Raw genomic sequence first — 10912 nt, 5'->3', positions numbered from 1 at the left:
CATAATTTTCAAAGGCTAAAAAATATTCTCCTTCTGACCAGCAGAAAGAGAACATTGATATTAGACATCTTGTAAGTTCTGACTTATTTTCTTTAATCCTAAAGGCAAAAATGGAGTTACAGCAAATAAGAAGCTACCCAAAGCTATAAAAGTCCAGTCAAAGCCAAAGTAATCAATCAACCAGCCTGTCACAGGGAAAATGACAATCATACTCAGGCTGAACATCATAGAGTAGACACTGAGCATGGTCGCCCGCACTTCACTTGGCAGCTGCTTTTGCAAATCGTTGTCAAAAATCGGCTGAAAGAGTGCATACAAGGCGTTGCTGATTAGATAAATCAAAATATAGATGATTGGCGTTCCAAAATAGGACAGCAGGTAGCTTGCTCCAGTAAGAAGAACCACTGAAGGAAAGAGTTTTAGGGCAGAATACTTCTTTCCAATCACACTCGCCAGATAGACTGCTAAGATATTCAAAGCACTGCCAATCAGCATGACTACCGAAATCTGCCAATCTTTTAAGTCAGGCAATTGATTCTGATAATAAAAATAAAACATACACATCAAGGTGCAGATGATTTGAGACAAAATCATCCAGATAAAAAGACTGGGATTCCTATGCAACTCCTCTTTGACAGCCCAGATAATCTTTTTCATGGTCAGACGTTCTGCTTTCTCTGCTTTAACACTTGGCTCCTTCAACATCCAGGTCAAGAAAAGAACGATGATAGAGGTGCCAATCATGATATAGTAGGTCAGATGCAATTGTCCATGGACAAAAAATCCAGCCCAGACCGTTCCCAAAGACCGGGTCGCTTCAGCCACTCCAGACATAAAACTGGAGATGGATAAGTAACGTTCCTTGAGTCCGGCCTCCACAGAAGAATCATAAACCATGGCCGCACTTGTCCCCGAATCAAAATTATAGGACCAAGCACTAATCACCATAGCCAGTGCATAAACCCAAAAGTTCCCCTGCCCCGCCAACATGAGAACAGAAGACACAATCCCAGCTATCCGGCTCAGATAAAGATTGGTCTTGTAGGAAAAGCGATCCGCCAACATCCCAGAAGGAATTTCACAGATGACACTAGTCGCATGAAAAATACTTTCCAAAAGCCCAATCTGCCAAAGGGACATGCCGTTTTGACTTAGAAATAAAATCCAAAAACTAGTAATGCCTAGAAAGGCAAAAAATTCAACTCCAGCCATCAGGCCGATATTTTTCCGATAACTTCTTTTAAACATACTTTCTCCTTTAACAAGTGTTTTCTAATTTCTATCCTTTGTCACTTGTTAATCCGCTGTTTACATGATCTCCACCTCTTCTTTCTCTAAAATTCTATATTTTGGATTATTCATAGTTCGATGTTGAAAAAACGCCCCATGGGCGTTTGATTCGTTTTATGGTTTAATACGATGCAGCATACGTGGGAATGGGATAGCTTCACGGATATGCTTGGTCCCTGCCACAAAGGTTACCATACGCTCGATACCGATACCGAAGCCACCGTGCGGAACTGTTCCATACTTACGAAGATCAAGGTAGAATTCATATTCTGTCGTATCCATACCAAGGTCATTCATCTTAGCAACGAGAGCATCGTAATCTTCTTCACGCATAGAACCACCAATGATTTCACCGTAGCCTTCTGGAGCTAGCAAGTCTGCACAAAGGACACGGTCTGGATTTCCAGGAACTGGCTTCATATAGAAAGCCTTGATGGCTGCTGGGTAGTTCACGACAAAGGTTGGTACACCAAAGTGGTTTGAAATCCATGTTTCATGCGGTGAACCAAAGTCATCTCCATGTTCAAGATGCTCATAATCTGCATCCTCATCATTTTCATGAGCTTGCAAGAGATCAATCGCTTCATCATAGCTGACACGCTTGAAAGGCTCCGCAATATAGCGTTTCAAAAGTTCGGTATCACGTTCCAAGGTTTCCAAAGCTTGAGGAGCACGATCAAGAACACCTTGAATCAAAGCTTTAACGTAAGCTTCTTGCAAGTCAAGTGACTCATCATGCGTCAAGTATGAATACTCTGCATCCATCATCCAGAACTCAGTCAAATGACGACGGGTTTTTGATTTTTCGGCACGGAATACAGGACCGAAGTCAAAGACACGACCAAGAGCCATGGCACCTGCTTCCAGATAAAGCTGACCTGACTGACTCAAGTATGCTGGAGTTCCAAAGTAGTCTGTTTCAAAGAGCTCAGTTGAGTCTTCTGCTGCATTTCCTGACAAGATTGGGCTGTCAAACTTCATAAAGCCATTCTTATCAAAGAATTCATAGGTAGCATAGATAATGGCATTGCGGATTTGCATCATTGCCACTTGCTTACGAGAACGCAGCCACAAGTGACGGTTATCCATGAGGAAATCCGTTCCATGTTCTTTTGGCGTGATTGGATAGTCATTTGACTCGCCAATGATTTCGATATCTGTAATGTCCAGCTCGTAGCCAAATTTTGAGCGCTCGTCTTCCTTGACAATCCCTGTCACATAGACAGAAGTTTCTTGGCTAAGCTTTTTAATCGTATCAAACTTCGCCAATCCTTCTTCTTCGCCAAATTTCTCAATGAAGTTAGGCTTGAAGGCCACCCCTTGGAAAAAGGCAGAACCATCGCGCAGCTGCAAGAAAGCAATCTTACCCTTACCTGACTTGTTGGCAACCCAAGCACCAATGGTCACTTCTTGACCAACATAATTTTTCACATCAATAATTGTTACGATTTTCTTTGACACGTTTTTTCTCTTTTCTATTTTTTTAATCTTTATGACAGACTGCCTCGACATTATTACCATCCGGATCCAAGACAAAGGCTGCATAATATGATGAAAGGTTCCCCCGATAATTTGGCGCACCGTTGTCTTTTCCCCCTGCCTTTAAACCAGCCTCATAACAAGCTTGAACCTGCTCATGGTTTTCTGCCAAAAAAGCAAAGTGAATCGGAGACTGCTCTCCCTCCCCCAACCAAAAATCTCCACCAGGATGTGGACTGTTGGGAGCAACAAAACTGAGTAGAGAACTACTTCTAAAAGCCAATTTGTAGCCTAGAGGAGAAAGAAAACTTGTATAAAAGTCTTTTGAAATTTGTAGATTCCTGACCTTTATCTCAAAATGATCAATCATATCTGCCTCCTAGATTGGTTGCTAAATGTCACTTTATTTCAAGACAAATCTTTTGGACATCTGTTCTATATTTTACCATAAAGCGATTGCAATAGCTATCCTTGAAGAGTCTAAATCTCAGAAAAATTAAAAAACCAGCCTCCTAAAGGCTGGTGGATAACTCTCTCTGAATAAGAGGACTAATTTTTCGTTCCATATAGCAGTCGATCAACCATGTCATCATCATAGTTGAGGACCTTTTTCAAAGCCATCTTAAAACGCTGATCGCTGAGAATCTGACCTCCTGGACTCTGGTCAATTGTCGCATAATTCCCCTCCCCATCCTGAGTAAAGGCTACAGTCAGCTCTTGGTCAGGATCTTCACAAACATCTCTCCGCGGATCTTTTGAACTGGTAGACGGTCGAAAGTCCATTCTTTGCAAACGAAACGACAGTTCTTTATGAAAAGCCGCAATGTCCTTCTGACGATTAGCCACCGGCTCATGTTTGTCCAGCCAAGTCAAAAGATCTTCTCTTGTAATATATATCATCTTCCCCTCCTAAACCAAATCAAAGTTCGCCCTGTAAATGACCGTATCATAGCTTGGGCTAGCTGCTGACAGAGCTGCTTGAATGATATGGAGCACCCGCTGCTGTTGACCTTCGAAAGCCAAAGGCAGGAGCATATTAGAGACATTTTTGACAATCACTCCCTTAGTGAATTCCCCATCTTCATAAGAAAAATCCTGCTGATGAAAAATGGTCTTAGTCTTAAATTCAATCACCTGTCCTTGCAAGATTAGCTTATAAGTCTTCTTCCAATTAGTTCTGCCACCAAAGCGATAAAGGACCAGATAAATCCCCAAATCATAATCTGCGACCCAATCACCCGTCTCAAAGACTAGCTCATCATCAATCCCAGCCTTCTTTAAAAGCTCAATCCCTTCTTCAGAAATCATCTCATGCACGAACTTCCAGCTTCCTTCTTGGGGAAGAGACGCTGTTCCCTCCGTCTCCTTCTGAGGGCCACTACTGACTGCTTTATGAGGAACTCTTTTAGGGGTAAATTCCTCCTCCCAAGTCATCTCTTCTTCTATATCACTGACAGCCCGCCTAGTCGGTAAAAAATCCAGACACTTTTCTAATAATCCCATATCCTATCTCCTCTTTATCTGTACTCCACGTGGTTTACTTCCCTTATCTTTGTATCATAATAAGGGTTAATCTGCGACAGGGCATGTTGAATTACTGTTACGATCTTGTCCTCTCGTCCTTTTAAAACCTTGGGAATCACAAGCTGGGAGATTGTCTCTGTTGATAGACCTTTTACACTTTGATCTTCCTCATTGCGAACTGGATATCTATCGGCCCGCTCTTCTTCTAGGCGAAATTCAAGCAAGTGGCCACCGAGTATCATGGCTAAGACTTGATATTTCCCTTCACCGATACGAAATTGCTTAACGCAGAGAAAAATTCCTCTCTTCTCATCCTCTAGTAAAAATGGCAAAGCCAGTTCTTTTTCTTCAATAGAAAAATCCTCGAGAAGTTTCTTCTCTCTTTCCCCTATTTCCTTTCTGATAAAACCCATTTTATCTCCTTTTGTACAAAATAATCTTCATCCCTATTATTACTTAAGTAAAAAGACCATGAGGAACACACTGCAAGTCAATAGAATGCAGGGCTAGACCAAATGGACTTCTTTTATTATACACCGAAACACCATCGTCTTCAACTAAATACTCCTCAAATTTTTAAGTCGTGTGGTGATTTCTATCAGAAAGTTACTTCAACTAACTTAATCTAGCATTTATAGCTGCTATTTAATCAATTGGCGGATTATCCTTTACCTCTTCTTCCGTCTTCCAGTAGGTCATACTGCTCTTCTCAGTATCTACCTCCATCTTTTTATTAAGTCTAATATGAACCTTATAATAGGCGCGTTTAATTAAAAACTTTTGGCTTTTCTCAGCAGAACCCCAAGTTCTACAAACCATCAAAAAGCGTGCAGAGCCCTGTCCGGATATCTCCTCCTTAGTGTAAGAACCGGGAGAAGTTGGGCGTTCTAAGATTCTCATATTTAATCTCAGTTCTGGCTGATAATTGCTCAAATACCAGTCTATTCGGGCCGAGTCATTCTCATAATATTGGATACGATAGCGATGACCTTTGGCTTGCAGACTATAGCCATTGGATTCGGAAATAGTGGTCCAACCCACCTCTGAATTAAAGAAAACATAAGCTCCTAGCAAGACTAGAACTCCTAGTAAGAATAAGAAAATCAAACGACCTTTCATATTATTCTCCTTCCAATCCTGTTTGCAAGACCTAGCAGCTATATTATAACTGCTCCCAGCTTTTATTTTGTAGCCCAAAATCCTCTCAATTCGACCAAAAAATATGAAAGCGATTTTATGAATTCTATATTATTTTACCATTTTGTCAAACTATTTGCCAGTGCAGTTTAGGGGAACTGAAAAGGACGAACTCTGAGTCCGTCCTTATCTATTGTTTATAAATTTTTGTAGGTTATCTTTAGCAAGCAATGCCGGATTGTGAGCTCTATTTACTCTCCATAAATTGCTGCAGTCGCTGAACGGCTTCTTTGAGTGTTTCCAGATCTGTCGCATAGCTAAGACGGACATTTTCTGGAGCACCAAAGCCTGCTCCGGTCACCAAAGCCACGCCAACTTCTTCTAAAATTGCTGTCGTAAACTCGGTCACATCTGTATAACATTTCATTTCCATGGCTTTCTTGACATTTGGAAAGAGATAGAAGGCCCCTTGTGGCTTGACCATTTCAAATCCTGGCACCTTAGCCAAGAGAGGATAGATGGTATTCAGACGCTCTTCAAAGGCTTTACGCATAGTCTCGACCGTTTCCTGACTGCCAGTCAGAGCTTCGATAGCTGCATATTGAGCCGCTGCTGTTGGGTTAGAAGTCGTCTGACCTGCAATCTTACTCATAGCTGCTATAATCTCTGGCTCACCAACTGCATAGCCAATCCGCCAGCCTGTCATGGAGTAGCTCTTAGAGACACCATTGATGACCACTGTCTGCTTGCGAATCTCCTCTGATAGACTAGAAATTGGCGTAAATTTATTGCCGTTATAAACCAGACGTCCATAAATATCATCTGCCAAAATCAGAATATCATGCTCCACAGCCCAGTTCCCAATCGCCCTTAACTCATCCGCTGTATAAATCATACCCGTCGGATTGGATGGCGAGTTCAAAACCAAGACCTTGGTCTTATCAGTACGAGCAGTTTCTAACTGTTCCACCGTTACCTTGAAATTATTTTCCTCAGTGGCTTGGACAAAAACAGGAATCCCCTCAGCCATCTTAATCTGGTCGCCGTAGCTGACCCAATAAGGCGTCGGAATGATAGCTTCATCCCCTGGGTCGAGCACACTCATAAAGAAGGTATAGAGGGAGAACTTAGCTCCGGTTGCGACCGTCACTTGATTCGGCTGGATTGTGTAGCCGTAATAGTTGGCAAAATACTCTACCACTGCTTCTTTTAGCTCTGGCAAACCGCTAGTCACTGTATAAAAGCTAGCACGCCCATCCTCAATGGCAGCCACAGCCGCATCTCGGATATTCTTAGGCGTCGGAAAATCAGGCTCTCCCAGAGTCAGAGACAGAATATCCCGCCCCTGTGCTTTCAAAGCCTTAGCACGCGCTGCTGTTGCTAAAGTCACACTTTCTTCCATCTTTAAGACACGATTTGATAATTTCATAGTCCCTCCTTGCTGACCAACTGTCCGCTTTCAAAACCAATCAGGTAGTAGGTGCCTCCCGACTTGACTTCCCAGATGGGCTGATCCTGAAAATAGCCCATGATCACCTTGTCAATAGTTCCTGCTCCATTTTCCTTGGCAATGCTCTTCGCCTCAGCCTGACTGACGCCTTGGTCCAGTCGATAGACCCGAATCTCATTGGAATCTTTTGCAATCAATACAGCTTTTTCGACACCCTTACTTGTCTTGCCAAGCAGACTGTAGTAAGATTCCTGCCCATTGTAGAAGGCAAATGAGTCCACTTCTTCAAGATCTGCGTATTCCTTGGCCAAGCGGCTGCTTGCTTCCTTAGCCGACTGTCTCGGCTGCATAGATACTTGCAAAACTGCAAAAAATGAAAAGACAAGAACACTGAGAACGATAAAAATACCGATAAGGTACTGCCAAATTGGAAAACTGGCTTTATTTCTATTTTTATATTTCACTCCGTCATTATACTACAAATACTCCTATTTTTCTATCTTTTTTTGATGAGAATATTCTCAAAATTCTAAAGCAATATCCTTGCATATGATACTATTTATTGGTAAAATATTGTTATGAAGATTACAGACGATTTAAACAAAGAAGCTCTGCTTGATTTGAAAACCATGATTGTCTTTCACAAGGCAGCAAGAACCATACGTGCCATTGAAGCCCAGATTTTTAAAAAGCATGATTTGACTCCTACTCAGTTTTCCGTCTTAGAAACCTTGTACAGCAAAGGGGAACTGCGTATTCAGGACCTGATTGACCGCATATTGGCAACTTCTGGCAACATGACTGTTGTCATCAAAAATATGGAACGCGACGGCTGGATTGTCCGCACCTGCGACCCAAATGACCGCCGGGCTTTTTTGATTGGTTTGACAGAACAAGGCAGAGCTAAAATTGAAGCCGCCCTGCCTGATCATATTAAAAATATTCAGCAAGCTCTTTCCATTCTCGAAGAAGACGATAAGCAAGACTTGATTCGAATTTTAAAAAATTTCAAAAAAATGAGCTAAATAATTGCTAACTAGTGATTAATGTTGTAACATATATTGTAACAAGAGAAATTTCTCTTTATTTTATAAAAAAGGAGACAATGCAATGTCTAAAGTATTATTCATCGTCGGCTCACTTCGTCAAGGTTCTTTCAACCACCAATTGGCTGAGCAAGCTGAAAAAGCTTTGGCTGGCAAGGCAGAAGTTTCATATCTTGATTACAAAGATGTACCATTCTTCAACCAAGACATCGAAAGTCCTGCTCCAGCTGCTGTTGCTAAGGTTCGTGAAGAAATTTTGGCCGCTGATGCCATCTGGATTTTCTCACCTGTCTACAACTGGGCTATCCCAGGAGTAGTGAAAAACCTTTTGGACTGGGCTTCACGCGCTCTGGATCTGTCAGACCCAACTGGCCCATCTGCTCTGAATGCTAAGGTTGTTACTGTTTCATCTGTCGCAAACGGCACATCACCAGATGAAGTATTCAAGCACTACCGCAGCCTGTTACCTTTCATCCGTATGAATGTGGTAGAACCATTCACAGGTGTTGGTATCAACCCAGAAGCATGGGGAACTGGTCAACTGACTGTCGCAGAAGACAAACTTGCTGAACTCTCAGCACAGGCTGATGCTCTTTTAGCAGCCCTTAACTAAAAAGAGAAGATTATAAAAAGAAAAGAAAACTTATAAGACACTAACCCCCCGCAAATAATTGCGAGGGGTTTTAGAATGTATTATTGATAAGAGCAAGTAGACAGCCTTAATCATACAAAGTCTGATACATTTTTTTCATAAAGCCATCAATCTCACTTTGAACAATTTTCAACAAGCGGTCTTCTTCGGATTTAATGTTCTAAGACTGCTATTTTATCATCCTGTTTGTTAGTATGTTTTTAGGTCTCAGCATTTTTTCTCCTAACCAAGATTATTACTTATCCACCACTTGAGCCTCAAAGCGTGCTGGTTTGTCGTCCACATTGGTAATGGTAATCGTGTAGGGGATTTCTTCTGTCACCCCAAATACTTCCTTTATTTCCCCTTGAACCACTATTCCATCACTCTCTAAATAGATACTTTTACTCTTATCATTCGGTAAGTCTTTACGCTCTGTTCCATCTTTAGAAATAATAATCTCAGTTATTGACTGCTTCTCAACATTATAAACCGTATTACTTCCTTTCATCCCCCAGCCTTTTCGGCCCGATAATTTTAATTTAGCATCATCTTTTTTATCTAAAATCAATTCCGAATTATATTCAAGCTGATCCGTATTTGGAGACACCCTTAATTCAACACTTTGACCTGGTTGCAAAGTGTATTTGCCGTAGTTTAAAATTGCCTGAACGTACCAGACAACAAACAGACTATACAGCAGGCCAATAATAATTCTTGAACGCCAGCTTTTAAAGCGGCGCAAAAGGAATAATAGAGAGGCAATAAAAATTACTGAAGTTATCATTCTTTATTTTCCTTATAGATTCCGTATCGTTTCAAGATTCCATCCATTCTGCAATATTTCGTTCTCTTTCCTTTTTCTACGCTGACCCGACCACCTGATACATAGCAACAATACTATCATACGAAGAATCAAATAGACCAAACGAAAGATTCTCATCTTACTAAGAGCAGACAAAAACTCCTCCCTTGCATGTCCCACTTCCTGACCTAACTGATCAACCGTTTTGCCAGTTTCCTCTTTAATAGCAGCTGCATTCTTTGAAATCAAATAATAATTTTGGTCTAAACTAGTGGTATAGGCTTTGGATATTGGTTCATCTAAGAAAAAATATACTCTGTCAGCATACTTATCTTCAGACAAAGTATAGTATATTTCAGCTTCACTCTCCCATTTTTTAGGAAAACTACTTATTCTAATCTTTTCATAATCTAGATGCATAATTCCATTTAATACGTCACTAGTCCATTCTTCCGCATAGTGGTATAGATTCGCCTTTCTATCCACTATTGGCCAAACCATAACATACCGACTATGCATGAATTCCTTGGTCAAGGCCGAGTTGCTAGCTAAACTAGTCGCACCAATCTCATATACTGACCAAACAAGCACAATAAGCATTAAGAAAGCTTGAGTTGGTTTGTTTTTAAAATAGTTCTTCATTTTTAACAATTTATTCTTTGATTGCATGCCTGACGCCCAGCTTCCATCCCAGCAATCACTGTAGTTTAGCTAAACTCTACCTGCTGATTTTGCCTGTCGCTTGTATCTACTCCAACCAATTCACTGATAGCATTCTGAGCGGAAATAGTATCAGACTTGATTTTTCTTTTCACACTTCCTTGACATAAACCAACTCTTGGTCACTGGATAGATCAGGTCGGTAGGTAAAGCCTGCAAAGCTTAATTTCTTCATCTGTTCGATTTCTGTCACTTGGTTAGTTATTAGAGCTGTTAAAAAGTCGCCACGTGCTTTTTTAGAAATGGTCGAATGAACTTTCAGCTTGCCGCCTCGGTCTTCCAGAAACTTGAAGCCTATCATGCGCTGGCGGGTTTCCGTGGAAAAGACTGTTTCAAACTCGCTGGACAGGAGGGAGAAAATCACCTCATCATCTACCAGAGCTTGGTCATAAGCTTCTTTCCAAAATGCCTTGAGACTCTTCCCATCTAACTTGAGTGGCATCATAAAGTCCAAGCGATGAGGCGCTATGGGCTCCAGGGCTGGGATAACACCATAAAGCGCTGATGTGATGGCAAGGTGCTTCTCGATATACTGACTTTCCTCCTTGGTATAGTCCTGTCTCTTGATATGACGGTACATGAGTCCATCAAAAAGATAAAGGGCTGGAGCATGTTGCGCAGTTCCTTCTCGCAAAGCCTGAATGGCTTGCCACTCTACCTCCGCTCTTTCTGGGGAGATTTTATAAAATGATGCCAAGTCAGTTACTGACATGGTTGCCAACTCATCCAACACAGCCTGAGTTTGTGCTGAAAGTGGATTAGGAGTTGCTGATGGCGCAGTTAGATTCAACTCTTTGGCAGTTGGGATAAGAATTTTCATAGTTTCCTTC

General features: G+C 41.4%; 14 protein-coding genes. 2 read left to right on the top strand and 12 right to left on the bottom strand.

The window, feature by feature from the left end; genetic code table 11:
• Positions 1-60 precede the first annotated feature (60 nt).
• The 9 genes from O3627_RS02145 to O3627_RS02105 all read right to left on the bottom strand — a co-directional run bounded on the left by O3627_RS02145 (position 61) and on the right by O3627_RS02105 (position 7344).
• Positions 61-1248 (bottom strand): MFS transporter, encoded by a 1188-nt coding sequence (locus tag O3627_RS02145; RefSeq protein ID WP_125382383.1) that lies wholly within the window; start codon positions 1246-1248, stop codon positions 61-63.
• A gap of 156 nt (positions 1249-1404) precedes the next feature.
• Positions 1405-2751, bottom strand: coding sequence for an asparagine--tRNA ligase (gene asnS / locus O3627_RS02140; RefSeq protein WP_125382385.1), 1347 nt, complete (start codon positions 2749-2751; stop codon positions 1405-1407).
• A gap of 22 nt (positions 2752-2773) precedes the next feature.
• On the bottom strand, positions 2774-3139 hold the full coding sequence (locus O3627_RS02135; RefSeq protein ID WP_125382386.1) for a VOC family protein: 366 nt from the start codon (positions 3137-3139) through the stop codon (positions 2774-2776).
• A gap of 179 nt (positions 3140-3318) precedes the next feature.
• Entirely contained in the window at positions 3319-3669 is a 351-nt protein-coding gene (locus O3627_RS02130) for a hypothetical protein (protein ID WP_125382388.1), read from the bottom strand.
• Between the two features lie 9 nt (positions 3670-3678).
• Positions 3679-4272 carry a hypothetical protein gene (locus tag O3627_RS02125; RefSeq protein WP_125382390.1) on the bottom strand — a complete coding sequence of 198 codons (594 nt, stop codon included), beginning with the start codon at positions 4270-4272 and terminating at the stop codon, positions 3679-3681.
• A 14-nt stretch (positions 4273-4286) separates the two neighbouring features.
• Positions 4287-4706 (bottom strand): hypothetical protein, encoded by a 420-nt coding sequence (locus tag O3627_RS02120; protein ID WP_002900142.1) that lies wholly within the window; start codon positions 4704-4706, stop codon positions 4287-4289.
• A 232-nt stretch (positions 4707-4938) separates the two neighbouring features.
• The gene (locus O3627_RS02115) at positions 4939-5412 is read right to left on the bottom strand and encodes a hypothetical protein (protein ID WP_125382391.1); all 474 of its coding nucleotides are present in this window, start codon (positions 5410-5412) and stop codon (positions 4939-4941) included.
• Between the two features lie 265 nt (positions 5413-5677).
• The gene (locus O3627_RS02110) at positions 5678-6859 is read right to left on the bottom strand and encodes a pyridoxal phosphate-dependent aminotransferase (protein ID WP_125382393.1); all 1182 of its coding nucleotides are present in this window, start codon (positions 6857-6859) and stop codon (positions 5678-5680) included.
• Positions 6856-7344 (bottom strand): DUF5590 domain-containing protein, encoded by a 489-nt coding sequence (locus O3627_RS02105; RefSeq protein WP_125382394.1) that lies wholly within the window; start codon positions 7342-7344, stop codon positions 6856-6858. The genes O3627_RS02110 and O3627_RS02105 overlap by 4 nt, the downstream gene beginning before the upstream one ends.
• Positions 7345-7458: 114 nt before the next feature.
• Between O3627_RS02105 and O3627_RS02100 the strand changes: the two genes are divergently transcribed.
• Both O3627_RS02100 and O3627_RS02095 read left to right on the top strand, forming a co-directional pair.
• Positions 7459-7905: a MarR family winged helix-turn-helix transcriptional regulator gene (locus tag O3627_RS02100; RefSeq protein WP_002918846.1), complete on the top strand. Its 447-nt coding sequence runs from the start codon at positions 7459-7461 to the stop codon at positions 7903-7905.
• A gap of 85 nt (positions 7906-7990) precedes the next feature.
• On the top strand, positions 7991-8539 hold the full coding sequence (locus tag O3627_RS02095) for an NADPH-dependent FMN reductase (protein WP_002895223.1): 549 nt from the start codon (positions 7991-7993) through the stop codon (positions 8537-8539).
• 274 nt (positions 8540-8813) lie between these two features.
• On the opposite strand, the gene O3627_RS02090 is transcribed toward O3627_RS02095, so the two are convergent.
• From O3627_RS02090 to yaaA, 3 genes are all read right to left on the bottom strand, one after another.
• Complete coding sequence (locus tag O3627_RS02090) at positions 8814-9344, bottom strand: hypothetical protein (protein ID WP_002906344.1); 531 nt, start codon at positions 9342-9344, stop codon at positions 8814-8816.
• A gap of 12 nt (positions 9345-9356) precedes the next feature.
• Positions 9357-10031 carry a hypothetical protein gene (locus tag O3627_RS02085; protein ID WP_125382395.1) on the bottom strand — a complete coding sequence of 225 codons (675 nt, stop codon included), beginning with the start codon at positions 10029-10031 and terminating at the stop codon, positions 9357-9359.
• 142 nt (positions 10032-10173) lie between these two features.
• Positions 10174-10902: a peroxide stress protein YaaA gene (yaaA, locus tag O3627_RS02080; protein WP_125382397.1), complete on the bottom strand. Its 729-nt coding sequence runs from the start codon at positions 10900-10902 to the stop codon at positions 10174-10176.
• Between the last annotated feature and the right edge of the window lie 10 nt (positions 10903-10912).

It is taken from the genome of Streptococcus sp. 27098_8_82 (assembly GCF_041431615.1).
Lineage (GTDB): Bacteria > Bacillota > Bacilli > Lactobacillales > Streptococcaceae > Streptococcus > Streptococcus sanguinis_K.
This window is presented reverse-complemented; position numbering and strand designations above follow the sequence as displayed.

What these genes read in the sequence shown, in the direction of transcription:
- O3627_RS02145 (WP_125382383.1), bottom strand. Translation starts at nt 1,248, where the DNA reads ATGTTTAAAAGAAGTTATCGGAAAAATATCGGCCTGATGGCTGGAGTT.
- O3627_RS02135 (WP_125382386.1), bottom strand. Translation starts at nt 3,139, where the DNA reads ATGATTGATCATTTTGAGATAAAGGTCAGGAATCTACAAATTTCAAAA.
- O3627_RS02130 (WP_125382388.1), bottom strand. Translation starts at nt 3,669, where the DNA reads ATGATATATATTACAAGAGAAGATCTTTTGACTTGGCTGGACAAACAT.
- O3627_RS02125 (WP_125382390.1), bottom strand. Translation starts at nt 4,272, where the DNA reads ATGGGATTATTAGAAAAGTGTCTGGATTTTTTACCGACTAGGCGGGCT.
- O3627_RS02120 (WP_002900142.1), bottom strand. Translation starts at nt 4,706, where the DNA reads ATGGGTTTTATCAGAAAGGAAATAGGGGAAAGAGAGAAGAAACTTCTC.
- O3627_RS02115 (WP_125382391.1), bottom strand. Translation starts at nt 5,412, where the DNA reads ATGAAAGGTCGTTTGATTTTCTTATTCTTACTAGGAGTTCTAGTCTTG.
- O3627_RS02110 (WP_125382393.1), bottom strand. Translation starts at nt 6,859, where the DNA reads ATGAAATTATCAAATCGTGTCTTAAAGATGGAAGAAAGTGTGACTTTA.
- O3627_RS02100 (WP_002918846.1), top strand. Translation starts at nt 7,459, where the DNA reads ATGAAGATTACAGACGATTTAAACAAAGAAGCTCTGCTTGATTTGAAA.
- O3627_RS02095 (WP_002895223.1), top strand. Translation starts at nt 7,991, where the DNA reads ATGTCTAAAGTATTATTCATCGTCGGCTCACTTCGTCAAGGTTCTTTC.
- O3627_RS02090 (WP_002906344.1), bottom strand. Translation starts at nt 9,344, where the DNA reads ATGATAACTTCAGTAATTTTTATTGCCTCTCTATTATTCCTTTTGCGC.
- O3627_RS02085 (WP_125382395.1), bottom strand. Translation starts at nt 10,031, where the DNA reads ATGCAATCAAAGAATAAATTGTTAAAAATGAAGAACTATTTTAAAAAC.
- yaaA (WP_125382397.1), bottom strand. Translation starts at nt 10,902, where the DNA reads ATGAAAATTCTTATCCCAACTGCCAAAGAGTTGAATCTAACTGCGCCA.